General features: G+C 66.7%; 20 protein-coding genes. 8 read left to right on the plus strand and 12 right to left on the minus strand.

Annotation, left to right across the window (positions count from 1 at the left end; all coding sequences use genetic code 11):
- Nucleotides 1-58: 58 nt before the first annotated feature.
- From ACIHA7_RS07300 to ACIHA7_RS07340, 9 genes are all read right to left on the minus strand, one after another.
- Nucleotides 59-1,315 carry an MFS transporter gene (locus ACIHA7_RS07300; protein WP_397286621.1) on the minus strand — a complete coding sequence of 419 codons (1,257 nt, stop codon included), beginning with the start codon at nt 1,313-1,315 and terminating at the stop codon, nt 59-61.
- A 38-nt stretch (nt 1,316-1,353) separates the two neighbouring features.
- Complete coding sequence (locus ACIHA7_RS07305) at nt 1,354-2,178, minus strand: SAM-dependent methyltransferase (protein ID WP_397286623.1); 825 nt, start codon at nt 2,176-2,178, stop codon at nt 1,354-1,356.
- A gap of 311 nt (nt 2,179-2,489) precedes the next feature.
- The gene (locus tag ACIHA7_RS07310) at nt 2,490-2,927 is read right to left on the minus strand and encodes an SRPBCC domain-containing protein (protein ID WP_397286625.1); all 438 of its coding nucleotides are present in this window, start codon (nt 2,925-2,927) and stop codon (nt 2,490-2,492) included.
- A 305-nt stretch (nt 2,928-3,232) separates the two neighbouring features.
- Entirely contained in the window at nt 3,233-3,766 is a 534-nt protein-coding gene (locus tag ACIHA7_RS07315) for an EF-hand domain-containing protein (protein WP_397286627.1), read from the minus strand.
- A gap of 245 nt (nt 3,767-4,011) precedes the next feature.
- Nucleotides 4,012-4,386 carry a hypothetical protein gene (locus ACIHA7_RS07320; protein ID WP_397286629.1) on the minus strand — a complete coding sequence of 125 codons (375 nt, stop codon included), beginning with the start codon at nt 4,384-4,386 and terminating at the stop codon, nt 4,012-4,014.
- A complete protein-coding gene (locus ACIHA7_RS07325) occupies nt 4,376-5,065 on the minus strand; it encodes a response regulator (protein WP_397286631.1) in 690 nt (229 codons plus the stop codon). Before ACIHA7_RS07325 ends, ACIHA7_RS07320 begins: the two co-directional genes overlap by 11 nt.
- A complete protein-coding gene (locus tag ACIHA7_RS07330; RefSeq protein WP_397286633.1) occupies nt 5,066-6,691 on the minus strand; it encodes a sensor histidine kinase in 1,626 nt (541 codons plus the stop codon).
- 12 nt (nt 6,692-6,703) lie between these two features.
- Nucleotides 6,704-8,434, minus strand: coding sequence for an ABC transporter substrate-binding protein (locus ACIHA7_RS07335; protein ID WP_397286635.1), 1,731 nt, complete (start codon nt 8,432-8,434; stop codon nt 6,704-6,706).
- A complete protein-coding gene (locus tag ACIHA7_RS07340; protein ID WP_397286637.1) occupies nt 8,431-9,759 on the minus strand; it encodes an aminotransferase class V-fold PLP-dependent enzyme in 1,329 nt (442 codons plus the stop codon). The genes ACIHA7_RS07335 and ACIHA7_RS07340 overlap by 4 nt, the downstream gene beginning before the upstream one ends.
- Before the next feature lie 350 nt (nt 9,760-10,109).
- On the opposite strand from ACIHA7_RS07340, the gene add reads away from it, so the two are divergent.
- Both add and ACIHA7_RS07350 read left to right on the plus strand, forming a co-directional pair.
- Nucleotides 10,110-11,159 (plus strand): adenosine deaminase, encoded by a 1,050-nt coding sequence (gene add, locus ACIHA7_RS07345; RefSeq protein WP_397286639.1) that lies wholly within the window; start codon nt 10,110-10,112, stop codon nt 11,157-11,159.
- A 4-nt stretch (nt 11,160-11,163) separates the two neighbouring features.
- Nucleotides 11,164-12,462, plus strand: a complete 1,299-nt coding sequence (locus ACIHA7_RS07350; RefSeq protein ID WP_397286641.1) for an ABC1 kinase family protein — start codon at nt 11,164-11,166, stop codon at nt 12,460-12,462.
- On the opposite strand, the gene ACIHA7_RS07355 is transcribed toward ACIHA7_RS07350, so the two are convergent.
- On the minus strand, nt 12,449-13,102 hold the full coding sequence (locus ACIHA7_RS07355; RefSeq protein WP_397286643.1) for a hypothetical protein: 654 nt from the start codon (nt 13,100-13,102) through the stop codon (nt 12,449-12,451). The genes ACIHA7_RS07350 and ACIHA7_RS07355 overlap by 14 nt on opposite strands.
- A 66-nt stretch (nt 13,103-13,168) precedes the next feature.
- On the opposite strand from ACIHA7_RS07355, the gene ACIHA7_RS07360 reads away from it, so the two are divergent.
- The 6 genes from ACIHA7_RS07360 (at nt 13,169) to ACIHA7_RS07385 (ending at nt 19,243) form a co-directional block, all read left to right on the plus strand.
- Nucleotides 13,169-13,867 carry a crotonobetainyl-CoA--carnitine CoA-transferase gene (locus ACIHA7_RS07360; protein WP_397286645.1) on the plus strand — a complete coding sequence of 233 codons (699 nt, stop codon included), beginning with the start codon at nt 13,169-13,171 and terminating at the stop codon, nt 13,865-13,867.
- Between the two features lie 32 nt (nt 13,868-13,899).
- Nucleotides 13,900-15,219 carry an aminotransferase class V-fold PLP-dependent enzyme gene (locus tag ACIHA7_RS07365; RefSeq protein WP_397286647.1) on the plus strand — a complete coding sequence of 440 codons (1,320 nt, stop codon included), beginning with the start codon at nt 13,900-13,902 and terminating at the stop codon, nt 15,217-15,219.
- Between the two features lie 13 nt (nt 15,220-15,232).
- On the plus strand, nt 15,233-16,105 hold the full coding sequence (locus ACIHA7_RS07370; RefSeq protein ID WP_397286649.1) for a class I SAM-dependent methyltransferase: 873 nt from the start codon (nt 15,233-15,235) through the stop codon (nt 16,103-16,105).
- 5 nt (nt 16,106-16,110) lie between these two features.
- The gene (locus ACIHA7_RS07375) at nt 16,111-17,241 is read left to right on the plus strand and encodes a trans-sulfuration enzyme family protein (RefSeq protein ID WP_397286651.1); all 1,131 of its coding nucleotides are present in this window, start codon (nt 16,111-16,113) and stop codon (nt 17,239-17,241) included.
- Nucleotides 17,238-18,152 carry a homocysteine S-methyltransferase family protein gene (locus ACIHA7_RS07380; RefSeq protein ID WP_397286653.1) on the plus strand — a complete coding sequence of 305 codons (915 nt, stop codon included), beginning with the start codon at nt 17,238-17,240 and terminating at the stop codon, nt 18,150-18,152. Before ACIHA7_RS07375 ends, ACIHA7_RS07380 begins: the two co-directional genes overlap by 4 nt.
- A 392-nt stretch (nt 18,153-18,544) precedes the next feature.
- Complete coding sequence (locus tag ACIHA7_RS07385) at nt 18,545-19,243, plus strand: winged helix-turn-helix transcriptional regulator (RefSeq protein WP_397286655.1); 699 nt, start codon at nt 18,545-18,547, stop codon at nt 19,241-19,243.
- An 11-nt stretch (nt 19,244-19,254) separates the two neighbouring features.
- On the opposite strand, the gene ACIHA7_RS07390 is transcribed toward ACIHA7_RS07385, so the two are convergent.
- Both ACIHA7_RS07390 and ACIHA7_RS07395 read right to left on the minus strand, forming a co-directional pair.
- On the minus strand, nt 19,255-19,722 hold the full coding sequence (locus tag ACIHA7_RS07390) for an acyl-CoA thioesterase (protein ID WP_397286657.1): 468 nt from the start codon (nt 19,720-19,722) through the stop codon (nt 19,255-19,257).
- Nucleotides 19,723-19,725: 3 nt separating this feature from the next.
- On the minus strand, nt 19,726-25,653 hold the full coding sequence (locus tag ACIHA7_RS07395; RefSeq protein WP_397286659.1) for an SDR family NAD(P)-dependent oxidoreductase: 5,928 nt from the start codon (nt 25,651-25,653) through the stop codon (nt 19,726-19,728).

The following is a 25,653-nucleotide window of genomic DNA, read 5'->3' on the forward strand; positions in this document are numbered from 1 at the left end:
ACTCCGTGTCGGCAGGCCCGGCACCGGCGGCTGCAGCAGCCACCGGCGCCAGCTGTGCTCACGAAGCCGGCGCGTATGTCCGTCGACGCTCGATGACGACGGAAACGAATGCGGTGGCCAGCGCGAGTAGCGCGATGATCACGCCGACCCAGATGACATCGGCGATCGCCGCGTGCGAAATAACGACGCCACCGATCGCCGGACCGATCGCATTGCCGATATTGAAGGCGGACATGACAATTGCGACGGCAAGGGTCGGCGCCGCCACCGCGAAACCGATCACGCGCGAGCTGAGCGCGGCGGTCATCGAGAACGCGCACACGCCGAGGATGGTGATCGCGGCGGCCGCCGCGATCCCATGGTGCACGACGGCCCGCAGCACCAGCAGCATGACGATCATCGCCACCAGACTGCCGATGACGTTCTTCATGGCGTTCAACTGCGCCAGCCGGCCGCCGAGGGTGTTGCCGACGAACAACCCGATACCGAACAGGAACAGCACGATCGGCACCTGATGCACGCTGATACCGCTGGCGTCGATGAGCAGCGGCTGAACGTAGGCGTACACGCTGAACAGGGCCGTCTCGAACAGCACGATGGTGGTGAGTGCGACGAAGACCCGAACCTGGACCAGCGACCGCAGTTCGCGGGCGACCAGCGTGCCCAGCCCGACCGCGGGACCGTGGTCGCGCGGCAACCTCGGCACGAACAATGCGACGAGGATGGCACCGATAGCGCTCATCACGCCGATCAGCACGAAGATGACCTGCCAGCTGAACAGGGCGCCGACCAGGCTGCCGAGCGGTACGCCCGCCACATTCGCCAGCGTCATGCCGCCGAGGATCACCGCGATCGCCTGTGGCATCCGCCCTGGACCGGCCAGGGCGACGGCCATCACCTGGGCAACGGTCAGTGCGGTCGCGCAGGCCATGGCCGCGATCAACCGCATGGTGAACATGAGACCGAAGACCGGGATCACCGTCAGTAGATCCGCGACGCAGAAGACGGTCACGGCTACCAGGAGCACGGTCTTGCGGTCCCGGCCGAGGGTCAGCACGGCCATCAAGGGCGCGCCGATCAGCATGCCGATCGCGAACGCCGTGATGAGCTGGCCGACCTGGGGCACGGAGACCCCGAGCGACCCTGCGATCTGATCGACCAGCCCGGATACGATGAATTCCGAAGTGCCCAGGGCGAATACGCTGGCCCCGAGGACGTACACGCCGATCGGTAGGCGTTTGGAGGTGCGGGGTTCCCCGGTGGTGTGATCTTCCTGCGTAGTCGCTTTGTGCAGCCGCCGTCGGATCTCGGACACGCCCGATCACACTCCTTTTCATATAGTTGTGCCCGACCTTACGGCTTCCGGCACACGATGAGGTAGTAACCGATCTTTTCGCGACAGAGTTCGAACATCGTCGTTATGCCGGATTCGAAGTTGTGAATCCGGTCCTTTCCGTAGGCCGCGATCAAGTCGGCCCGTTGTTCGGCGAATCGGTGCAAGAAGGCGTCGTAGAACGGGCGCGCGTTGGCGCTGCAATCGAGTTCCTCGAGCACCTCGAATCCGGTCGCGACGGCCGGTGCCACGGCGGCGCTCATGCTGGTCGGCGGGTTCGGCACGGTGTTCGCCCTGAGTACTTCCCGTTGGGCCGGCGTCACCTCCGCGATCAGGGGGTATTCCGAGTAGATGAATCGGCTGCCCGGCCGGAGCACTCGATATATCTCGCCGAGCCATTTGTCCTTGTCCGGCGAGTTGGGCACCGAATCGAAGGCGATGGCGGCGTCGAACTCGTCGTTCGAAAAGGGGAGAGCGGCGGCATCGGCCCAGGTGATGGCGATTTTGTCGGACAGGCCCGCGCGCGCGACACTGGCGGTCGCCTCCTGGACTTCCCAGCCGCTCACCGTGATGCCGGTGACCGAGATGCCGAGTCGCCCGGCCAGTTGAATGGCCGGTTCGGCCACACCGCAACCCACATCGAGGAGGTGCTGGCCGGGGTGCAGCGGTAGTCGTTCGGCGATCATCCGGGTGAGCCTGGTCATGGCTTCGAGGAATGGCGTGTCGTCCTGGTCGTCGTCCCAGTATCCGAGGTGCAGGTTGCCCCCGACGACCTGCACCAGTTCACCGACACCGTCGTAGTACTCGCCGACCTCGTCGGTGGTGTCGGTTGCTTTCTCGGCCATGATGACCTCCGCGTTCTCGGACCGCTGTTCGATTGAGGCCGCAGCGTTCGGTCGACGTCCGCGAAGGATGCTCAGCCCGCCCTGTGATGCCTACGGATTAAATACTACTATAATCTATAGTTAGTCGTGATCCATCGCAGCGGATTGTGGCTGCGTGTGGGCGAATTGATTTGGGGCCCGGCCTGATTCGGTAGCGCAATTCGCGCCTCGTGCCGAGCCCCCGTATTCTCCAGGGCGGTCCGCCGTCGGCCGCATCCTGCTGGGAAATGGGCAGGCGGCCCGCGAATCTCGTGGCGCTGGTCGGCCCGCGGCTACTCCGCGTTGGCTTTGAGGACGTCCAGCTGCATTTTCCAGCCGCCCTTGTTTTCCTCGGCCCGCTTCGCCCGCTCATCGTCGGGCAGGGCCAGTGCGGCGAAGCCGCTCTCGATCACCCGCAGGCGGGTACCGCCGTCGCGCTCGGCGAGCCGGAACTCCACCAGGGTGGAATTGCCGTCACCGGGCAGCGCGCCGGGGAAGGCGGACGCCCACCGATAGGAGGCGTAGTCCGGCGGCCGCACCGTCTCGACCCGGACGGGAAAATCACCGTACTTCGGGTCCTCGATCACTTCGAAATCGCCTTCGCGCCTGCGACTCTGACCGGATCTGTCACCGTCGCCGACCCACCAGCCCGGCTCGGTCACCAGCTCCCACACCCGTGCGGCGGAAGCGTTGATGTCCACCTCGTGCTCGATCTTGTCGGCTGTGATCATCGGGAATCTCCTCTCCGGGCGGCAATACTGTGTGCGGCAGGATGTTCGCTGTGGCGATGGAGTGCAGTCCTAAGGTAGCGCGTTCGGTGCTCTGCCGAGCGGGAATCGGCCGCTGCGGCAGGTAGTGCTCAATGTCTTAGCGTCGGAGGGCTTTTGCGACGCCGACCGACTTCGCACGGCGAGAACCGAGAAGGTTGTTCGTATCCTCGTGATGTCGACGGAGACAGCGTGCTGCACAGGGGCCGACGTCATGACGGGACGACAACCCCCGTGCAGGTCGCGGATCTCGTGGCCGGTGCGACCTCTTACAGATGGCCTGCCAGTTGAGTTCCCGCGGCTTCGAGGTTGTCGCTGCCGAAGAATTCACGAAGGGCCGCGTCGTGCTCATCGGTAGTGATGTACCCGTCGCCGTCGCCGTCGAGCGCTTGAAACATCTTCAACGCGTCGACCTGGCTGACGCCGGAGATCGACTGGAGGGTCATCCACTCGCTCAATGACACATTGCCGTCACCGTCTACATCGCCGAGTTCGAAGGTGAGCTGAGCAAGGGGAATGGCGACCTCGTCCACGAAACGGGGATCTTCGTGCGCGGCGATCCATTCCTCGGTATTGATTACCTTGTCGCCGTTGGCATCCGCGTGCCCCTGCAGGTCCTGCCACAGTCGGTTGGCTCGCTTGATGGTGCTCCGCCATTTGTCGGAGCCGGGTGGAATATGGAAAGCGTCGCACCATCTGTTGATCAATGCGTCGATGTCGGACTGATCGATCTTGCCGTCTCTATCGGCATCGTAGCGCTCGAAGTGCTTCGCGAATTTCTGCTGCTGGGCTTTCGTGACCATGGGATTCCCTATCTCATCCAGTCTGCCAGTGTGCGGACCTCTACTATCCCTACTTTACTGCCGGGTCGGCGGCTCTTCAAGAGGTAATTATAGTTTAGTGAAGTTACTTTGGCGGCCGTCGGCAGCGAAAGTGAAGCGGGCGCATGTCTGAGTGGCGCGAGGGGAATGCGCGCGAACTTCGGGCGGTCGGCAGGGCGAACGGAGGCGTTGGTGCTCGGCACCGGGCCGGCACCGAGCTGCGCTTCCTACCATCGAGCGAGCATGAAAACGACAGACAGCACCGCCGTCACCACGCCGATGGTCAGTTTCACGAAGACTTCGACGAAGAAAGCTTTCGTCGCTTCGCCGATGAGCAGTCTCGCTGGTAGACCGACGTCCGCGGAACGCTCGATGGCCAAGGATCTGATGGTTTCGATGCGCCAGCCCAACGTCGACAACGCCACCGCCGACACGAATGCCGCGAGCGAGCACAGCAGCAGCGATTTCTGATTCGGCGGAGCGGGGACTGCTCCGTAGGCCTCGGTGAACGCGTTCGCCGCCAACGACAGCACCACCGCGCTGGCCAGGTAGAAGGCGCCGGGATGGACCTGACCGAGACTGGCGCTGATCCTACGAATCATCGAGTACCCTCGCCGATTCCGCCTCGAACAACTCCACTTCACGCGCAAGTTCGCCCAGGGCAACCACGTCGCACCTGGCCTTCGCCGCCGCCTCCAGTTCGATCAGTTTCTCGGCTCGCCGGGTCAATGCGGTGCGGCTGTTCACCGTCGGGTCGCGGCGCTTGGTGCCGCTACCGCTACGCAGTTGCTCCGAGAGTTGCTGTAATCCATTGATGCGACGGCGTAATTCGGTCTGTGCGGCGAGGGAAATGGAGGCGACTTCGTTTCTGGCCATTTCCCGACGTTGCCGATCCGACCCGGCGAGTAGGTCACTCACCGTGTCGATCAGATCTGTGGTGCCGTAGCCCTCTCGGTCGACGTCGCCTTTTATGACGATGTCGCCGACGCCGTACCGGAGCAGGATGTTCTTGGCGATCGCACCTTTCAATCGAGAGCCCGTGACCACCGCGCGCGGCAGATCGGGTCTGTTCCGAAGGATGTAGGACAAGACTTCGTAACCGGAGTAGTCGTCCTCATCGGTGAGGTTGAGGTCGATGAGTGCGCAGTCCACCTCGGGATGTTGGAGTTCATCGATCGCCGCATCGACTCTGGTCACGTGTCGTACCTCATGGCCGCGAAGTACGCGCTGCACCGCCCGAGCGAATTTGAGATTGTCCTCGAGCAACAATACGATCGCCATCTACGCCCTCCTGCAGATAGGCAGAACAACCAGCAGAGTCGCGCCAGGCGCGCGGTCGATGTCAACCGTGATCTGGCCGCCCAGGTCTGTACATATTTCGCGGGCTCGGGCCAAGCCGAGGCCACGTCCTTCGCCCTTCTTCGAGAACCCCAGTTGGAAAACACCTGCGACGTCCTCGGGCTTGATCCCAGGGCCTTCATCCGACACGGCGATGGAGACAGACCTGCCGGACACCGTCGCGCTCACCCGCACACGCCCCTTGCAGTCCATCGCCTCGATGGCGTTGTAGAGCAGGTTCTCAAACAGTGCGGTGATATCGCCTTTGACGCCACGGACGAGAACGCCGGCGATGTCATCGATATCGAGCTCGATGATGCTGTCCGGAAATTCGAGGCCGAGCCGATTTCGCAGGGCGGTGAGCACGCCGCGCACGCTGATTCGGGCAACCTTCTGGGCACGATGAAGTTCTGCCGGAGCGCGGGCCAGCTCGGTGCAGCCTTCGGTGATGTCGTCGATCCACTGCTCGAGTTCGCCATCCAGTTTCACGCCACGCAGCTCTAATTCCTCGCGTATCGCATGAACGTCACGCAGAATCGGATCCACCGCTTTGCGTATTCGATGAGCGAAGTCACCGTTGAGGCGTAACCTGGTCGCCTCCGCCCTCGACTCGGCCGCCTCCTCCCGCCGCCTGCGAACTTCGGCTGCGAGTCGCGCGCTCGCCAGCACGGCCGAGGACAGAACGGGTAGCGCGTCTCGCTCGAGTTGGGTGAAAGTATGCGGGGCAGGCACCCGGATCAAATGCAGTCCCAGGAACACGCCTTCGGCGTGCAGTGGAATCATGCCCACCGTGTCGAGCGGACCTTGGTGGGTGTCGAAGAGCTGCTTGAGCAGTCGATGTGGACGGGACCTGGAATCGTGCAGGATCGGCTTGGTGTTCGATCTGAACCACTCCAGCGCGCGACCGATGTCCAAGCCGGGCGGAACTCGCCAGCCGGTGCTCCGGAATACCTCGCTGAACTGCTCGCCCCGGCCTGCGAGCCACACACTCGACTCGGCCTGCACATTGATTGCCTGACGAACGAGCTCCACACCCAAGGCCAGCGCGGCGCGCTCGTCCTCGCCGGTGCCCGACAACGTCAGTGCGCCGACCAGGCGGCGCAGTTGCTCCGAGAGATCCTCTCTCGCAGCGCTTTCGCTGATGTGGATCGCTTCTTCGCGGGTTTTGGTGAGCCACACCGCGTCCTCGAGGGAAACATCTGTTACCTCGATGCCGGTCTCGGCGAGCAGATGTGAATTCGTGGACTTGTCGAAGAGTGGAAAACGAATCGTGAGTAGCAGTCGCTGGGAGCCGGAGAGTACGACGTCGTCTACCAGGTTCCGAATCACCGTGCCGGTTCGCACGATATTGTCGTGATCCGCTATTGCCTGGTCGCGTTCGAGCTTGTTCGTCAACAGATTGACGTAGCTCTCGCCGATGGCTTCGTCACCTGAATAGCCGTACAGACGCTCGGCGCCACGGGTCCAGAGCCTGATGGCGTAGTTGGCCTCCGGACCCGCTGCCGCCCACATGGATACCGAGGGGTTGGCCGCCATCACGGTGAGGAGACGCGCGTCGTGCTCATCCACTTCTTCTGTCCTTCACATCCACTTTTCGACGGCGTCCGCTCTCCCGGCCGGTAGGACGGTCAGCTCCGTCGAGGGTGGGTCGAGCCGCACGGTGGTCAGGTCGACCGTCAGACCGTGCGTGGGCAGCATGGCGGCGGCGCGAACGCGGCGGCCGACCGATTCCCGGGTGGTGGGAACCTGGAACAGCAGCGGCACGATCGGGGCGTCGGCCAGTGCGACGCGTTCGGCCTTGCGCCACAAGGCATCGGCCGATTCGCGGTCGGCCGCGGCGAGTGCCCGTTCGATCAGCGCGTCCACCTCGGGATTGCGGTAGCGGCCGAGGTTGGCGGGGGAGCCGGATTGCAGCAGCGGTTGCAGGAAGACGCGACCGTTGTTGTACAGCCAGGCGGGCGACCACGAGGCGAGCGCGATATCCCATTCGCCGGACTCCGCCCGTGCCGGGTCGGCCAGGAGATCGAGGTACGTCGACGCGGCGAATTCGACTGACTCGACGGCGATTCCGGCCGCGGCGAGGTCGGCGGTGTATCGGTGGGCGACCAGGCGGGCGCGATCGGTTGCCGGATGGATCGCGGTGACCCGCAGCCCGCCCGGGTGGCCCGCGGCGGCCAGCATTGCCGCACAGGTGGCGGGGTCGCCGCGATAGTCCGGCGTCGAGTAGGTGTGCAGGTCCTGGTGGCCGTCGTTGTTCGGCGGGACGACCGAGCCAGCGATGCGGATGACCGGATCGTCGCCCAGTGCGGCGATCTCCACCGCAATGGCGGCCTTGTCGATCGCGTGGGCGATCGCCTGGCGCACCCGTACCTTCCGCAATGCGCCCGCGGCGTTGGGGCTGCGAGTGTTGAACACCAGGTAGGGGTCCAGCGCGAAACCGAGATGGTGCTCGACCGGCGTTGCGGGATCGGCGATTCGGGTGCCCCACGCCAGATCCGCACGGTCCGTACGGATTCGGTGCGCCACCGCGTCTGCGGTGACCTGTTCGGAGATGACTTCGACGGCTTCCACGTGCTGACGCCGCACGGGGTCGGTCTCCGCGCGCCACGCCGGGTTTCGGGCCAGACGTAGTTCCCGCCCGGGGATGAAAACGACGGGCCGGTACGGGCCGTTCGACCTTATGTTGCGGCACAGCTCGGCGCTGCCCGGCACGAACAGGTCGTACTCGGCCGGCGCGGGCGAGGCGCAGGGCAACGCCAGCATGTTGATGAAATCCAGTGCAGGCCGGATCAATTCGAAGACTATTGTCTCCTCGTCGAGCACCAGCAGGCCCGGAATGTCATGGGAGTTCTGGTATTCGGCCAATTCGGGCCCGGTCGGCACGGCACCGGCGAACGCGGCGGCATAGTCGTCACAGAACTGCGCCATTCCCCTGATGGTGTCGGTGAAACAGGACAGCAAAGCGCTGCGGCGCAGTGGATTACCCATCCGCTTGAAGCCGCGCACCACGTCATGGGTGGTGACCGGACGCTCGGGGTCGCTGTCCCAGTACACGCCGGGACACAAATGGACCACGTAGCTCGTATGGCTCGTGCCCGTTCCGGCGTTGTACATGGAGGGCACCGCGGTCGCCAGATCGGGTGTCGGTGCCACGGTCTGCCAATTGCGCAGGTCGGTCTGCGTGCGGTAGGTGAACAGCTGCCGGGCGAACAACCGCACGACCCGGTCGATCGGAAACCTCGGGCAGCACACCGGATCCAACTGGTCGAGCACGCCGGGACCGTACAGGCGCAGGATCGTCGAGTCGGTCATGACATCTCTGCGGCGAGCCGGGCCATGATGTCGACGGCCCTCGCTATCTCGTCGTGGTCGTTGAAGATGTGGGTGGTGATGCGTGACGCGTAGTGCTGGTGTGGCGATCCGGCGACGTCGAACTCCGTCCACCTGGTGAAGAGCCGGTACTCGCGCTGTAGCCGCATGGTGTACTCGTGCACCTTCTTCACATTCCACGCGTCTTCCGGCCTGCGGAACGGGTGAAAGGCGATCAACGGTGACTGCAGCGTGGGATCCGCGCCGGGGGAGTACATCGCCTGGCGCCCGAAACGCTCGGTGATGAGGGCGCGCGCGTAGTCGGCCAGCAGCATGATCCGTCGCTCGATCCGATCCCGGCCGATCTCGTCCCACATTTCGCAGGCCGTGGCGAGCGCGGCCCCGCGGGCGATGCTGGCACTGCCCGCGCTCTGCACGTAGTCGGCGATGTTGTCGCTCTCGATCGAGGTCCGCGTCCGCGGCGGCGGGCTGCCCTTCATCGGGTACCAGGTGGAGATGATCGGCCAGAAGGTGGGCAGTGGCAGTGGATTGTGCTCCGGGTGAATCTTGTTGCGCATGTAGAGCAATCCGGTACCCAGCGGGCCGCACTGGAACTTGGACCCGGAGCAGGAGATGAAATCCGCGCCGATGGCCCGCATGTCGAGATCGAGCATGCCGGGCAGCAGCGCGCCGTCGATCACCGTGATCAGGCCGTGCCGGTGCGCGAGTTCGCACAGTGCGCGCATCGGGAGCTTGGTGCCGGTGAACAGCGTGATCCCCGCGAAGGCAAGCACTTTCGTGCGCGGGGTGATCGCCGCCTCGAACAGTTCGATGATCTGCTCGGCCCGCACGTCGTACCCGGTGGGGAGGGTGATCGTGGTGAGCTCGATGCCGAAACGGTTGCGCAACAGGTTGAAATTGGACAGCACGGAGTAGCACTCGTGCGTGGTGGTGAGAACCTCGTCGCCGGCGTGCAGATCCAGACCGTGGATGACCCGTGCGACGCCCTCGGTCGCATTGTGGGTGATCACCAGCTCGTCCTGATCGACCCCATAGGCCTTGGCGATGGTGGCTCGGTGGTCCTGGTACATCCCCGGCGGATAGACGTCGCCGAGACCGCCGGCCCACTGCCTGGTCACCCGGTCCACGGTGTCGAGCACGGCGTGCGGCATCGCGCCGACGGTGCCGGTGTTGAGATGGATGGCGCCGGGATCCAGCGCGAACAGGCCGCGGATCTCGGACCACTCCGCGGTGCGCAGGTTCGACGATCGCTCGGCGATCATCGTCGCCGCTCGGTGCGCTGGGATGGGATCGACGGCGCCGTTCATGGGAACCTCTTCCACGATGGGCTCGGCAGGTTGAGCCGTTCACCTCCGTCGCCGGGCCGCCCGATCTTCGGCTGTCCATCGCCTCCGCGCCTGCCCGACGTTCAACTAGCTATATGTTACATAAGTTTTCTCCATAATTTGCGGCTCTTGGCTTTTGTGGACCATGGCCCCTCGACGCCGCCTACGCCCCTGTGGGCTCTGTTTGCGGTCGGGCGGACGAGACCGTTCACTCGCCCTCGCCTAGTTTGCTTCAAAAAGCTATGGTTGATCTCGTGGAGGGCTTCCGGAGCCGAAGTCGGCCTCGTGGCGCACCGTCAGCTCGCGACCTGACGGAGCCGAGCGCCGCCGCGATGAGCGGCGACGAGAGTGTGGCGGCATTCCTCGCGACGCTGCCGAAGGTGGAGTTGCATGTGCACCTGTTGGGCTCGGCGGCGGTCGACACGGTAGCCGAATTGGCCGGAGCTCGACCGGATGTCGGGGTGCCCGCCGACCCGGCCGAGCTACGCCGGTACTACCGATTCACCGATTTCGCGCATTTCATCGAGGTGTACACCGCGGTCAACAGGTTGGTCACCAGCGGTCCCGCGATGGTGCGGCTGGTGACCGGCCTCGGCGACCAGCTCGCGCTGGACAACGTGCGATATGCCGAGGTGACCGTTACTCCGCTGTCGCATCTGCGCAGGGGTATCGCCGCCGCCGAACTAGCCGAGGCGCTGTCGATCGGTCGTCGTCTGGTTGCCGAACGCCATCGCATCCACCTGAATTGGATCTTCGATGTGTCGGCGGACGACGGTATCGCAGGCGCCTTCGCCACCCTGGACTGGATTCTTCGCTACCAGCCGGACGGGGCAGTCGGGTTCGGACTGGGCGGCCCGGAACTCGGTGCGCCGCGCCGGCTGTTCCGCGCCGCGTTCGACAAGGCAAGGGCCCATGGGCTGCACGCTGTTCCGCATGCGGGGGAGACCTCCGATGCCGGGGAAATCCTGTCTGCCGCCCGCGATCTGGGTGCGGTGCGGATCGGGCACGGCATCCGTGCGGTGACCGAACGTGGGGTGCTCGCTTACCTGGCGGATCGGAATATCACCCTGGAGGTCTGTCCGTCATCGAATGTCCGCACCGGTGCGGTGCGCGCGCTCGACGAGCATCCGCTGCCCGCGCTACTCGCCGCCGGTGTCCCGGTCACGCTCGGCTCCGATGATCCCGCGATGTTCGGCACCACACTGACCCGCGAATACCAGCTGTGCCACGACCTGCTCGGCATTTCGGTTGCCACGCTTGTCGATTCGGTGTCGGCGGGGATCGACGCGGCCTTCTGTCCGGCACCGCTGGCCAGGGAGCTGCGCCGCGACCTCGCGCAGGCGCGTCAGCGGTTCGATCGACGGCAGAGAACAGGGAGATGAGGCCATGCGAGCACGATTCGCGCTCACGCTGCGGGCGGTGCGCGTCACCGGCACCGTCGTCGCGGTAGCCGTCCCGGCGCTGGTCGGAGGCTCGATACGCCGGTTGCGGTACGACCGCGCAGCCGGTCGGCGGCATATCTATCAGCGGCTGGTCGTGCTGTTGATGGTGCTCGGGCCGACCTTCGTCAAGGCGGGGCAGGTGCTCGGTACCCGCCGCGACCTGCTGCCGCCCGCGCTGTGTGACGAACTGTCGCTGCTGCAGGATTCCGTCGCGCCGCTGGATGCGGCGCAGACCGCGGTCGCGCTGGCCGAGGCCTACGGCGCCGAGGTGGACGAGGTGTTCGCGTCGGTCGATCCCCGACCGGTCGCCTCCGGGAGTGTGGCGTCGGTGTATCGGGCGCGGTTGCGCTCGGGGCAGGATGTCGCGGTCAAACTGCGCAGGCCCGGTATCGAACGGACCATGTCCGAGGATCTCGCGCTGATCCGGGGCGGGGCGGCATTCGTCGCGCGGCTGCCGCTTTTTCGCGGCGTTCCGGTCGAGGAGGTCGTGGCGAATATGGCGGGCGCCATCCTCGGGCAGCTCGACTTCGAACGGGAGGCCGACAATCTGCGGCGGTTGCGCAAGAACCTCTCCGAGGTGCCGCGGGTCTGGGTGCCGAAGGTCTATCCGGAGGCCTGTCGGCCCCGGTGCATCGTGATGGAGTTCATCCCGGACCTGGCGGTGGGCACGGCCGATCAGTGTTCGCCGGTCACCCGTCGGCGCTTCGCGGCGTCCGGGATGGCGGCGATGTATCAGATGCTGTTCGTGGATGGCTTCGTGCACTGCGACATGCATCCCGGCAATCTCTACTTCACCCGCGGCGCCCAGGTCGTGGTGCTCGACGCGGGCTTCAGCGTCCAGCTCTCCGACCGGCTGCGTCGCCTGTTCGCCGAATTCTTCATGAACATGGCGATCGGACGCGGGCGCCATGCCGCCGAGATCGTGCTCCGGAGTGCGGCCAAAGTCGCCGAGGACGCGGATCTCGAGGGGTTCACCGTGCGGATGGCTGATCTCGTCGAGCGCAGCCATGGCCAGCCAGCCAGCGAGTTCAGCCTGATCGCCTTCGCCATGGAGATGTTCGACCTGCAGCGCCGCTTCGGCATCAACGCCGCGCCCGAGCTGATCTTCCCGCTGCTGTCGTTGCTGGTGATCGAGGGGACCATCCGGGAACTCGATCCGAACCTGGATTTCCAGGAGGCGGCCAAGCCGCAGCTCATGCGCGGCCTGTTCGGTACCGACGGCGGCCGTCCTACGCTCGGTTGACCAGCACCGAGTCGAGTTCGACGGCGCGAAGAGCGCGCGCGGGGAAGTCGCAGTACCAGAGGTGACGGCCGTCCCAGGTCATGCCGGTCGGGTGGCCGGGGACGCGGAACGCGCCGACTTCCGCACCGGTCTGCGCGTCCAGCGCGCGCACCATCGCCTCGCCGAAGTCGCCGTGCAGCACCATGCCGTCGACGTAGGTCAGGCCCGACGGGGACTCGCCGCCGACCGGGTATTCGCGTTCGATCTCCATGGTGGCGTAGTTCCGCAGCTGCACCACGGTCGGGCCGCGCAGGCACATCCACAGCCCCTCCGGGCCGAATTCGATCCCGGTCAGCCTGCCGCTGGAGGGAAGCACCGCCTTCTCGCCTGCGGACTCCCCGGTTTCCGGGTCGATGAGCAGGAGTCGTTTGGGGCGCCCGCCGACCTGGACCAGCCGGGTGCCGTCGTAGGCGAGGTCGGCACGGACGCGGGCACAGCGCCACGAGCGAGTGACCGTCCCGTCGGACGGGTCGATAGCGAAGATAGTCCCCGCGTCCTGGTCCGAATGCCACAGCATCGAGCCGTCCCAGGTGAGCCCGCACAGGTAGGCGGTGGGCGCGGGCAGCGTCTTGGCGACGGGTGCGGATTCGCAATAGGTCATCTCGGCCTCTCCTGACCTGGCGGCAATCTCACTTCAAGAATATATTGTGAACTAGGGGTGATGCTGATGGAAGCCGATCTGGCCGATCTTGCGCAGGCGTACGTCGATCGCCATCGGCCCTCGCACGGACACCGGATCGCCGCATCGCCGACATACGCGCTCGACTGGGACGAGGACTACTGCCGCCGGGTGGCCGCGTATTTCGAGCGGGCTCCTCGGCTGGCCTACGACGCGTCCCTCGCTCAGCGCTACGACCGGTTCAAGTGGGAGAACCTGCAGCAGTACCAGGTGGTCGTCGACGCGGGCATCGCGGTGCGGCCGTGGCTGGCGGCGGGGCAGCCCTACCGGAGCTCGGCCGAGTTGCGTGCGTCCGTCCGCAACGCCGGTGAGCTGTACGTCTACCTGACCAGTTCCGGCCACGGTCCGGTGCGGGACAAGGAGTTCCACCCCATGCTGGAACCGTCCGGCATCGTGGTCGACGGCACGGAGTTCAGCCACAACGACGTGTTCCGGGTGGTGCACGACGTCTTCGGGCATGTGCTGTCCGGGCGCGGGTTCTCCGCGCGCGGCGAGTTCGAAGCCGCCTTCTGTCACATGGGGATGTACTCCGCGGCGGTTCACCCGGTGCTGTTCACCGAGCAGATCGCCCAGATCTGCTGGTTCTTCTTCGGGCCGTGCGCGCACGAGCGCCGGTACCCGCCGCAGAAGGTGTTCGAGTTCCCCGCTCGCTACCTCGCCGAGTTCCGGAAACTGTTCGCGCTCTAGGCAAAGTAACTTCATTTAGATATGGTGATCTAATGACTGATCTGGTGAGTAACGGGGAGATCAGCACTTCGACCCTGGGGGAGTCGGTACGGCGGGACTTTCCCATCCTGGAGCGGCGCTTCGGCCCGAATCCGTTGGTCTACCTGGACAATGCGGCCACCTCGCAGAAGCCGCGCGCCGTGCTCGACGCCCTCGTGAATTACTACTGCGACGTCAACAGCAATATCGGCAGGGGCTACTACCAGCTCAGCATGGCGGCCACCGATGCCTATGAAGCGGCCCGCGCGACCATCCGACGTGCGATCAACGCGGAGCACGCCGACGAAGTGGTTTTCACCCCCGGCACGACCGCGGCGGTCAACCTCCTTGCCGATACCTTCGGCCGGTCCGTCGTGACGGCAGGCGACCAGATCGTCGTCACCGGCATGGAGCACAACTCCAACATGCTGCCGTGGCGAAGGCTGTGCGAGACCTCCGGCGCCGAGCTCGTCGTCGTCCCGGTCAGCGTCGGCGGACGCGTGGCGATCGACCGGTTCACCGAGGCGCTCGGACCTCGGGTCCGGCTCGCCGCCGTCGCGCACGTGTCCAACGTGCTCGGCACGGTCAACCCGGTCCGGGAGATGATCGGCGCGGCGCATCGGCACGGAGTTCCGGTGCTGGTCGACGGTGCCCAGGCGGTGCCGCACCGGCCGGTGGATGTGCGCGATCTCGACGCCGACTTCTACTGCTTCTCCGGGCACAAGGTCTACGGTCCGATGGGCATCGGCGTGCTGTACGGCAAGCGGGAGCTGCTGTCGCGGCTCGCGCCGTATCAAGTGGGCGGCGGCACCGTGAAAGGCGTGACCCTCGAAGAACCCGTCGCGTACGTTCCGGTGCCCGCTCGGCTGGAAGCGGGCACGCCGCACATCGCCGGAGCGATCGGACTCGCCGCGGCGTTCGAGTATGTCGAGGATCTCGGATGGGACTCGATCCGGCGCCACGACGACATGCTGGTGTACGCCGCCGTCGCAGCGCTGGAAAGCATTCCGCGAGTTCGTATTATCGGTGACCCGGCGGCTCAGCCGAGCGGGATCGTCTCCTTCGTCGTCGACGGCATCCACCCCTACGACGTCGGCGGCCATCTGGATCGGCACGGTGTGGCAGTGCGCAGCGGGGTGCATTGTGCCAACGTCTTCCTCGACTCCTTCGGCGAAGTCGGCACCGTTCGCCTGTCGTTCGCGGTGTACAACACCGAAGCCGAGGTCGATCTGGTGCGGCGCGCACTCACGACCGTGCAGCCCGGCTTCTGGACCGAGAAGCATCCCACCGAACGGTTCCTGGCGACCGATCCGGTTGCCCACAACCAGCATTGACGGGACAGGTGTCATGACGACTGCCGAGTTCGATCGGGTGAGCTTCAAGCGGACGCAACGCGGCAACTGGAACGCGATCAGCGCCGGTTGGATGTCCTGCTCAAACGACTTCGAAACGGGTGGCGCACCGGTGACCGCACGGTTGCTCGAACTCGCCGGCGTGCGGCCGGGTCACCGGGTGCTCGACGTCGGGACCGGCACCGGGGAACCGGCGCTGTCCGCCGCCGCGGTCGTCGGCGCGACCGGAGCGGTCACCGGGATCGACCTCGCTCCGGACATGATCGCCCGGGCCCGGGAGCGGGCACGCGGGGTCGGCAATATCGAATTCGTGGTCGGTGACGTCGAATCGCTGGACTTCCCCGCCGCGTCGTTCGATGTCGTGCTCAGCCGATGGGGCTTGATGTTCGCGGTCGATCACGTCGAGACGTTCCGGACCTTGGCGCGGGTGCTGGTGCCCGGCGGCACGCTGGCCGCCGCCGTATGGGCCGCGCCGGGGTCGGCAGCGCCCATGATGTCCCTCGGCTTCCAGGTGATCGCGGGTCGGCTCGAACTACCACCTCCGCAGCCGGGGGCACCGGGGCCGTTCAGCATGGGCGACCCGGCGCAGGTCGGTGCCGAGTTGACGGAGGCCGGTTTCCGCGAGGTCGCGGTTACCTCGTTCCGGGTGCCGTTCGTGCTCGACTCCCCGGAGCGCTTCGTCGAATTCAACAAGGTGGTCATTCCGCCCGGCCTGAAGACCATGCTGCGGGAGAAGTTCGGCAGTGCCGACGATCCGGAGACCTGGACCGCGGTGGGCGAGGCCGTCGAGCCCTACCGCACGCCCGACGGCACCGTCGCCCTGCCGAGCGAGGCCTTGCTGCTGCGCGCCGTCGCGCCGATCGGCTGATCGCCATGCGCTTCGATACCAGGCTCGTGCACAGCGGGCAGCGGCCGTCGCCCGGCACCGGTGACATCGTGCCGCCGATCCACGTCGCCACCACCTACGATCGCTTCGCGCAGGAACCACTGCGGCTCTTCTACTCCCGTGGCGAGAATCCGACCAGAGAAGCGTTGGAAGAATGCCTGGCTTCGCTGGAGGACGCGCGGTTCTGCGCGGTCTTCTCCTCGGGGCAGGCGGCCGCAACCACGATGCTGTCGGTCCTGACGGCCGGGCAGCGGGTGGTGTCCTCCGATGACGTCTACGGCGGCACCTACGCGTTGTTCGCGACGTTGGGCCGATTCGGGATCCGGGTCGACTACGCGGATCTGACCGATCCGGCCGAGGTACGGCGGGCGCTGGCGACGGACACCGCGATGGTGTGGGTGGAAACGCCGAGCAACCCGTTGCTGAAGATCACCGATGTGGCCGAGGTCAGCCGGTTGGCCCATGCGCAAGGTGCGGTGGTGGTCGTCGACAACACGTTCGCGAGCCCGGCCCTGCAACGCCCCCTGGAGCTGGGCGCGGATGTAAGCCTTTACAGCACAACCAAATTCATCGCCGGCCACGCCGACGTGCTCGGCGGTGCGCTGGTATGCGACGACGAGGCGCTGTATGCCGGATTCGTCGAACATCGGACGGTGACCGGCGGCGTCCCCGGCGGCCTGGACTGTTACCTGGTACATCGCGGCCTGAAGACACTGTCGCTGCGCGTGACTCGCCAGACCGCCACCGCGCGTGCGATCGCCGAGGAGCTGTGCGATCACCGCGCCGTCGCCGAAGTCTGCTATCCAGGTCTGCCGTCGCATCCCCAGCATCGCCTGGCCGGCCGGCAGATGTCGGGGCCAGGCTCGATCATCAGTTTCCGCTACCGCGACGATCCCGAGAAGCTGATGGCGCGAACACAGCTGTTCGCCTGCGCGGTGAGCCTCGGTGGCGTGCGATCGCTCATCGAGTGCCCGGCTCTGATGACGCATCGGCCGATACCGCGCGCCGTCAGGCACGCGGCCGGCATCACCGACGACCTGATCCGGCTTTCGATCGGGATCGAGGATCCGGCCGATCTGGTCGAGGATCTGACGACTGCGCTGGAAGGTGACTCATGACGAATTCCGCTGCTGCTCAAGGAGTCCAGCTGCTCGACGGTGGTAACGCGAGTGCGCTACAACGCGCGGGGTTGCCGGTGCGCGCGCCGTGGTGGACCTCCGCGGCTCTGCTCACCGACGCCAATCGGCGGGTGCTGCAGTCGGTGCACGAGGCGTATCTCGCCGCGGGCGCCCAGATCATCACGGCGAACACCTTCCGGGCTAACCTGCGTGCCCTGAGCCGGACCAAGCTCGATGACGCGGGCCGGGCGTGGATGGTGCACGCGGCCGTGGGGGTGGCCGAGGCAGCCCGGAAACAGGCAGGCGTGCCCGATGCGCGGATCGCCGGCTCGATCGGTCCCGTCGAAGACTGTTATCGACCGGATCTGGTGCCGTCGGACGAGGACCTGCGCGCCGAGCACGGCTGGCTGGTGCGCGAGCTGTCGCGGGCCGGTGTCGACCTGTTCCTGATCGAGACGATGAATACGATTCGAGAAGCCAGGATCGCGCTGGGCCAGGTGCTTTCCGCGGGCGGGCGGGCCTGGGTGTCGTTCGTCTGCGCCGACGATGCGACGCTGCTGTCCGGGGAGCCGCTCACCGGTGCGGTGCACGCGGTGTCCCGCGACGGTGCCGAGGCTGTGCTCGTCAACTGCACCTCGCCGCACGGAACCGAGGTTGCGCTGAAGGCGCTGTGCCGCGGCCGGTCGGGGCTGATCGGCGCTTATCCGAACATCGAGGACCGGACCGGCCTGCCTGCCTATGAGCACGTCGACCGCGCCCTGCCGTCGGCGTTCACCCCCGACGAGTTCGCGGACCTGCTCGCGCGGTGGTGTACCGACTACGGCCTGGACATCATCGGCGGGTGCTGCGGCACCTCTCCGGAGCACTTGGCGGCAGCGAAACGGTTGTTGGGTACGGCAGTCACGACGTGAGGATTCGCCGTCGAGATCTCGGCCGGATGCGTAGGTGTCTGCCGCGCGGCGTAGCGGAGATTACTATATTTTAAGATATTCTTACCGAATAGATGTGCTGCAGACTGTCGGTCGACGGTCGACGGGCAGGTCTGCGGCCGGGGCCGAGCGGCTCGGGCGGGTTCCGGCGCTGTCGGCTGCTCGCCCGCTGCTCCCAACGTCGAAGTGTTGTTTCCGGATGGCATCAGGTCCCACGAAGAGCGCTGCGACCGGTGCTGTGTCACCGGTGCCACATCGTTAGCTCGGCAGGTACTGACTCGCCGGTAGGCCAGGCGCAGCTACCCGAGAGAAACATTTACCGTAGTATCAATGTCACTAGTAAGTTGTAGTGACCCGAGATCCGAGGTGCTCACATGGGAACGAAGCGCTACGCGCAGATGTGTGCAGTCGCGGCTGCGCTCGACCTCGTCGGTGAGCGCTGGACCCTGCTGATAATCCGCGATCTCATGACCGGTCCGAAGCGGTACAACCAGCTACTCGAAGAGACGCTGGTCGGCATCGGACCGAACCTGCTCGCGGCGCGGCTGCAGATGCTCACCGAACACGGAGTAATCCAGCGTGAGTCCGTATCCGGTGACGGCCGTGGCGTCCAATATCGACTCACGGCCAGCGGTGAAGCGCTGCGGCCGGTGATCATCGGGTTGGCGTCGTGGGGTTTGTCGCATATCTCCTCCTACGAGCAGGACGGCCTCGTCCGCTCCGAGTGGGGACGATTGGCGCTGGAGGCGATGATCACCGTCGGGCCACCGCCCGAGGTCGACGAGTCGTACGAGTTCCGGATCGGCGACGAAGTGTTCCATGTGCGGTGCGAGAACCGCACCGCTCGGGTCGTCGACGGATCGCCGGAGGAGCCGGCCCTCGTCGTCACCGCCGACCCGGAGACGTTCATCCGGATCGGCACCGAGCAGCTCGGCATCCTCGACGCGATGCTGTCGGGAAACCTGACGGTCAGCGGTGATTCGACCTCGTTGTCGCGCTGCCTCCGACTGCTGGACCTCGAGCTCACCTCGACGACGCAGACGGCTCCCGAGGCCCACGCCGACGTCAGCTGATCGTCCATGATTCAGTCGGCGCGGCGACCGGCCAGCGTGCGCACGTCGCTGTCCAGGTAATACGGCTCCAGCGCGCGCCGCAGACTCTCCGGTACTCGGGTCGGCTCGACCCGAGTTCCGTTGCCGCGCATACACGCAACGCGTTGCCGACCCCGGGCCACCAGATGCTCGGTTCCGGCCCGGTCGTCGACGTCGAGGTAGGCGAAGGCGAATTCGATCTGCGTCTGGGTGAGGTCGACCAGTGTCATCCGGATGGTGAGCCGTTGGAACGCGGTCAGTTCGGCGAAGTATTCGCACTCGCATTTGATCGTGAAAAGCTTGAGATCCCGCTGGATCTCGTCGAGCACGTCGGGCGCGTGCTCCATCAGGAACATCTCCCGGCAGCGACCCTGCCAGCGAAAGTAGTTCACGAAGTAGACGTTGCCGACCAGATTGGTCTCCTCGAAGCCGACGATGTGGGAGATCTCGTAAGAGCGCACGTATCAACCTTTCTCGGTCACCGAGAACACCACCGGCTGCTGGGGTGCCGGCACCGCCAGGGTGGTGCTGAAGGACCAGACGATGTCGCTACCGTGCCGTAGGGCCAGCCAGCCGTCGGCCGCCGCACGGGTGTCCAGGGTCAGTCGTGGCCTGGTGACCGTGCCGCCGAATTTCGTGACGGCTTCGCGTGCGCTCCAGACCCGCGTCGCGGCGGTGGCGAACGACTCGCCGGTGGCTCGGCAACACAGCTGCGCGAGCGCGACACCCGAATTGCCGAGCAGGCCGGTCCATTGCGCCTGCGTGCGCTCCTGCACCGGTTCGATGTCGCAGCCGACCGGGCACGCGGCGACGACGGCGACGGTGAGACCGGCACCATGGGAGAAGCTCGCGTGCCCGTCCGGGATCTCCGGCCGCCCGTCGGGGCGATGCCGGATGACCACCGCGCGCCCGAGTGCGGCGGCCAGCGCGCGCCGGGTCGCTTCGCGGCGGCCCGACATCCGTGGGTTGCTGTCGCCGTCGGCCACGGCGGTGGGCGGTGGCTGCGGCCGTTCGCGCACGATCGCCAACTGCACCGGCGAAGCCAGCAGGGAATCGAGCCGCCGCTGCAGGTGCGGACCGAGCAGCTCGGGTACCCATCCGGACGGCGACGAGATCGGCGCGACCGCAATGAGTTCGAGGGCCTCCCAGATCGCGACGACTGTGCCGTTCTCGTCGCGCACTAGGAGGTCGTAGCTGTACGTCGATTGTTCGTGGGACCGTTCGCGCGCGGCCAGCACGACTGTCTGGACTCCAGGCGACATCGGGGTGGACAGCACGCGGGCGACTTTCGACGGCAGCAGCGTCGAGTCGGGCACGCAGACCTGAATGGCGTGCATGAACGCGTCGCGCGCCGCCGGATCGTCCAGCACCAGCGATTGCGGCAACATCGGGGAGAACCAGCGCCTGTCACCGACCCGAACTCGGGCGACGCACTGCCGGGCGGCCAGCTGATGATAGTCCTCGACCGACCGAAACATCGGTCCGTGGAACATGATTCGGTCGTAGAAGTCGGTGTCGACCGCCATGCCGAGGCCGGAAGTCGTCGTGGCGGCTGTGTGCGCGAATTCGGCCAGTCGTTGCAGCGGTTCGGTCGCCGACGTCGAGAGGGCGGCCGCGCTGCCGTCGTGTTGCGGTGCGGGCAGGCAGACGCCGCGGAAATGGTCGATCTGAAACGCGGTGGTGGCCGACCGAATCGCCACCCGGACAGTGTCGCCCGATCTCAGCGCGGCGATCCGGATCGTCGTCACGCCCTCCGGTGCCGCGACGATCGGCCGGAGAAATTCCAGATCATGCAACTGCACCGAGCACTGCGCACCGAACAAAGCGGTGGCGGCCTGCGCCATGGCCTCCATGCCCATCACCGCGGGGAACAACGCGTCGCGGGAGAACTGATGATCGGCGAGGTAGGGGTCGGTCGCCGTCGAAAGGTCGGCGTCGGCGAGCAACTCGATCCAGGGGACATGCAGGCGCGGACGCTCCAGAAACCGCAGCAGCGGAAGTTCGACCTCGTCGAATCGGATCGTGGGTAGGCCGCCGGTTCGACCGATCACCACCGCGCTGGTCGGGCAGGCCGGGGTGCGCAGCAGATCCAGCATGAGCTCGACGCCCACGTCGGTGGGGATCGGCTCGATCCCCTCGCGGACCAGCGAATCCAGCACACCGAGCCGTTCGCCCATCCCGGTACCCGCCCACACCGACCATTCGATGGTGAGGCATCGGCAGGTCGGCAGCTCGGCGGCGAGGGTATCGATGGCCGAGCGCAACCAGTCGTTGGCGATCGCGTAATGCGCCTCGCCGCGCAGGCCGGCCCGGCCGATGATGCTGCCGAAACCGACGACCAGGCGGAGCTCGGCAGGCCGGAGCGATGCGAGGAGGTTGCGTAGTCCGTCGACCTTGGGCGCGATAGTTCGCGCCACGTGGTCACCGGTCAATGATCCGATGGCCGCGGGGGTGTTGATGCCGGCGCCGTGCAGGATGCCGGTGATCGCACCGAGTTCGCGACGAATCGTGGCTGTCGTGTCGGCGACCTGGTTTCGGTCGGTCACGTCGGCGGTGAAATAGTGTGCGGCGATACCGGATTCGCGTAGCCGAGCCATATTCGTGGCGATATCGGGGTCGTCGGCGGGGCTTCGAGCGATGAGCGCGAGCACGCATCCGGTCTGCTTGGCAAGCGCGACAGCACATTCGATGGTGATGCCACGAACCCCGCCGGTTACCGCGACCACATCACCGGCGCCGAGCGGCAACTCGGCATCGGCCATCGGCAGCTCGCGAAGTACCGGCTCGGTCCGGTTGCCTGCGTTGTCGTAGTGGACTTCCCGGAAGGTGGTGGTCGCGGCGATATCGGCGCACGCCAGCAGTGCGACGTGCTCGGGAGCCAAATCGGTGGCTGGATGGACGACCGTCGTCCGGACGGCGGGCACCTCCAGATGCACCGTCTTGGCCAGCGCGGCCGCATCTCGGCCGTCATCGACAACGACCAAGCGCGAGCCGGTGTCGATCGCCGATCGGGCCGCGGAAAGCATACGGTCGATGGCGATTTCGGCGGGTTCGTCGGCACCGAGCTTCAGCAGCACACCGTCGCCGAGCCGGGCGGTGTCGAGCCGGTGCCCGATGGCCGCGGCGAACCGATCGTCCTGCGGCGCGAACACCCGCCACCGTCCCGGCTCGTCGCCGCGGTCGGTGACCGGCGGCACGGATGCGGCGACGAGGTCGACGGTGAACGGTCGTACCCAGAGATCGACGCCGGTCAGCTCGTCGGCCGACTGCGCCGGTGCGTCGTCGCGCGCCGTGTGCGCGAGGTCGTCGATCGCCTCGGCGAGCTGCGCGATCGTCGCGGTAGCGACGTTGGTGGTTGGTTCCGGTAGCTCGGCACCCAGCAGCGCGAGCGCATCCGCGACCAGTTGGGTGATGGTGATGCTGCTCAGATGTAGGTCGTCGAGCGGGTGGATCTCGGGGGTGATCTCCTCGATGGGGAGCTCGACCCGCTCGGCGATCAGCCGCTGCAACGTCGGCAAGGACGACGTGTCGTCAGCCCAGACCGGGTCGGCTTGCTCGGCGACGGTCGGCGGGGCCACCTCGTGTTCGATGGACCGCGCCCGGGGGAGGAACGAGTCGTTCGGTGCTTGCTCGCAAGGACTTTCGACGAAAACGAACTGCTTGTCGAGCGAGATCGCCCGGTTGAAGCGTTCCGCGGCGAGCCCGTCCAGGTCGGGGCGGGCGCCGAGGACATAGCAGGCGGCGAGGGTGCGCAGGATCCCGGCGACCGAGTCGCCGTCGGTTTCCATGGCGACGGTGGGAATTCCAGGGCAGACATCGGCGGCGAGGGCCGACAGCGTCGAACCGGGGCCGACCTCGACGAGCAGATCGCAGGTCTGCGCGAGCTGCGAGAGCGCGGCGGCGAACTGGACCGGTGCGTGCACCTGGCGCTCGAGCAGCTCGGCGACGGCGCAGCCCGGCTCCAGCGGGCCCGCGGTGACGGTCGAGAACAAACCGGCCCGCTTGACCTTGCCGAGGTCGATCTCGTCGAGGTAGCGGCGGAACGCGTGGGCGGCCGGTGCGACCAGCGGTGAGTGGAACGCGTGCGACACCGGCAGTGTGCGGCAGTGTATTCCGGCTGCGCGCGCGCTCACCAGCACCGCGTCGACGGCGTCGGTCGGTCCCGCGACCACGGTGTGTTTCGGACTGTTGTATCCGGCGATCACCACCGGGCTGCCGTTCAGCAGGGTGGTGACCTGTTCGGCGGCCGCGAAGATCGTCGCCATGGTGCCCGGCTCGGCCACGGCAGCGGTCTGTATCGCCTTGCCGCGGAACGCCGCTGTGCGCACGAGCTCGGTTTCGTCGAACACGCCCGCCCAGTAGAGCGCGGTCAATTCCCCCATGCTGTGCCCGACGCAGCCGACGACGTGCATGCCGACGGAGTCGAGCAGTCGCAAGCCGGCCAGCGAGGCCGTCACGATGCGCGGCTGGGCCTCCTCGGTGGCCGTACCTTCGGCGTGGACGCCCACCTGCTGGTACAGGTCGGCGATCACGGCGAAGCGGCGAGCGGGTGCGCCGCCGTCGCCGTGCCCGGGGGCGCCCTGCCCGGGAAACATCAGTCCGATGCGCGGAGCGGATCCGATACCCGCGCTGAGGAATTGGCCGGAGCCCGGAGCGAAGCGGTGCCGTTCACCGGCGGCGAGGGCGTCGGCCAGCTCGGTCAACCGGTCGGCGGACTGTCGTTGGCCCGCCGCGACCACCGCCGCTTTGCTCGGTAGTCGCGGGTCGATCCTGGTCAACTCGGTGGCGAGATCGCCGAGTTCGGCGAACGAGCAGCGCGCGGCGAGTGCGGCGACCCTGCGCAGCTCGGCTGCCAGCTCGAGTGGTGTCGCCGCCGACAGGACGAACAGTTCCGCATCCTGGGCGCTGCGTGCCAGGCGGGTACTGGCCGCGCGCGACAGCGTGCGCGGTGGCCGTCGGCTCTCCAGCACGACGTGGGCGTTGCTGCCGCCGAAACCCAGCGACGAGACGCCGGCCCGCCTGGGCGGCACGGTGTTCGGGTGGTGCGCGGCGGGTGTCGCGGACCGCTGCTCTGCGCCGAGGTCCGGCCATTCGAGTGCTCGGTCGGGGAGCCGGAGCCGATTCTTGACGTCGCTGAGCACCGGATGGGCCCGGTCGGTCCCGGTGATCGGCGGAATGATGCCGTGGTGCACGGCGAGCGCGGTTTTGATCAGCGCCGCGACGCCTGCCGCCGCCTTCGTATGACCGATGTTGCCCTTGATCGATCCGATCGCCACCGGTGGTCTGCCCGCACTTCGCGCGGCGACGGCCGTATTGAACACCTCGAGCTCGGTCCAGTCGCCGACCGCGGTTCCCGTGCCGTGGCCTTCGAGATAGTCGACGGTGTCCACCCCGAACCCCGCCATCCGGTACGCGCGTTCGATGGCCCGTAAGTGGCCGTTGTGTTCGGGCCGGGTGATGCCGCCGCGACCGTCCGAAGAGATGCCCCAGCCCGCGATCGTCGCGTATATCCGTGCGCCCCTGGCGATCGCGTCCTCCTCGCGCAGCAGCACGAGGACCCCGCAGCCCTCACCCGGCCAGAAGCCGTTCGAACGCCGGTCGTACACGCGCATTTCCGAGGTCGACAGTGCGCCGGTCTTCGCGAACCCGACCAATTCGAACGGGTCGATGGAGATGTCGACGCCGCCGACGACCGCGGCGTCGAGGTGACCGGCGAGCATGGCGTCACCGGCCTGTGCGATCGAGAGCAGCGACGACGAGCAGGCACCGTCGACGGTGAAACCGCCACCGCCGAAATCGAAGTGGTTGCAGATGCGCCCGGCGATGGTGTTCGCCAGGCCGCCGGCCAGGCTGTCCTCGGTGATCGGTGGGAACGGTGCCTTGTAGTCCGCCTCGTACTCGTCGAGAAAGGCGGCGATCCGCGCCGCGGGCCAGCCGTTGCGGTGCAGCGCGCCGGCCAGGGTGCGACGCACATACGGCCACCGCAGCCGCATGACCGACGCGCGGGTCATGTCGCCGGTCAGCGTGTTTCCGAGGATGACGCCGGTGCGCTTGCGGTCCAAGCCCTCGCCCGCGGGAAACCCCGCGTCGTCGAGCGCCGCCGCCGCGGTGTCCAAGGCGAGCCAGTGGACGATGTCGGTGGACCGAAAGGTGTTGGCGGCGACGCGATGTCTGGCCCGATTGAATGTCCAGCCTTCGATGACCGCCACGTGTGTCGCGTAATGGCGGTCCGCCGCCGCCGGATCACTCGCGTAGTAGTCGGCCGCGTTCAGCCTGGCGGCGGGGATCGGCCGGAATGCGCGCCTGCGGGCCAGGACGTTGTCCCACAGCTGAGCCGGGGTCGCGGCGTCGGGAAATCGGCACGCCATACCGACGATCGCTAGTCGAACCAT

Origin of the sequence: Nocardia sp. NPDC052316 (genome assembly GCF_044547795.1) — a bacterium.
Classification (GTDB): domain Bacteria; phylum Actinomycetota; class Actinomycetes; order Mycobacteriales; family Mycobacteriaceae; genus Nocardia.

Excerpts from the sequence above, each read along its gene's own strand:
- ACIHA7_RS07305 (WP_397286623.1), bottom strand. The coding sequence starts at position 2,178 with ATGGCCGAGAAAGCAACCGACACCACCGACGAGGTCGGCGAGTACTAC.
- ACIHA7_RS07310 (WP_397286625.1), bottom strand. The coding sequence starts at position 2,927 with ATGATCACAGCCGACAAGATCGAGCACGAGGTGGACATCAACGCTTCC.
- ACIHA7_RS07315 (WP_397286627.1), bottom strand. The coding sequence starts at position 3,766 with ATGGTCACGAAAGCCCAGCAGCAGAAATTCGCGAAGCACTTCGAGCGC.
- ACIHA7_RS07320 (WP_397286629.1), bottom strand. The coding sequence starts at position 4,386 with ATGATTCGTAGGATCAGCGCCAGTCTCGGTCAGGTCCATCCCGGCGCC.
- ACIHA7_RS07325 (WP_397286631.1), bottom strand. The coding sequence starts at position 5,065 with ATGGCGATCGTATTGTTGCTCGAGGACAATCTCAAATTCGCTCGGGCG.
- ACIHA7_RS07335 (WP_397286635.1), bottom strand. The coding sequence starts at position 8,434 with ATGACCGACTCGACGATCCTGCGCCTGTACGGTCCCGGCGTGCTCGAC.
- ACIHA7_RS07340 (WP_397286637.1), bottom strand. The coding sequence starts at position 9,759 with ATGAACGGCGCCGTCGATCCCATCCCAGCGCACCGAGCGGCGACGATG.
- add (WP_397286639.1), top strand. The coding sequence starts at position 10,110 with ATGAGCGGCGACGAGAGTGTGGCGGCATTCCTCGCGACGCTGCCGAAG.
- ACIHA7_RS07350 (WP_397286641.1), top strand. The coding sequence starts at position 11,164 with ATGCGAGCACGATTCGCGCTCACGCTGCGGGCGGTGCGCGTCACCGGC.
- ACIHA7_RS07355 (WP_397286643.1), bottom strand. The coding sequence starts at position 13,102 with ATGACCTATTGCGAATCCGCACCCGTCGCCAAGACGCTGCCCGCGCCC.
- ACIHA7_RS07360 (WP_397286645.1), top strand. The coding sequence starts at position 13,169 with ATGGAAGCCGATCTGGCCGATCTTGCGCAGGCGTACGTCGATCGCCAT.
- ACIHA7_RS07365 (WP_397286647.1), top strand. The coding sequence starts at position 13,900 with ATGACTGATCTGGTGAGTAACGGGGAGATCAGCACTTCGACCCTGGGG.
- ACIHA7_RS07370 (WP_397286649.1), top strand. The coding sequence starts at position 15,233 with ATGACGACTGCCGAGTTCGATCGGGTGAGCTTCAAGCGGACGCAACGC.
- ACIHA7_RS07375 (WP_397286651.1), top strand. The coding sequence starts at position 16,111 with ATGCGCTTCGATACCAGGCTCGTGCACAGCGGGCAGCGGCCGTCGCCC.
- ACIHA7_RS07380 (WP_397286653.1), top strand. The coding sequence starts at position 17,238 with ATGACGAATTCCGCTGCTGCTCAAGGAGTCCAGCTGCTCGACGGTGGT.
- ACIHA7_RS07385 (WP_397286655.1), top strand. The coding sequence starts at position 18,545 with ATGGGAACGAAGCGCTACGCGCAGATGTGTGCAGTCGCGGCTGCGCTC.
- ACIHA7_RS07395 (WP_397286659.1), bottom strand. The coding sequence starts at position 25,653 with ATGGTTCGACTAGCGATCGTCGGTATGGCGTGCCGATTTCCCGACGCC.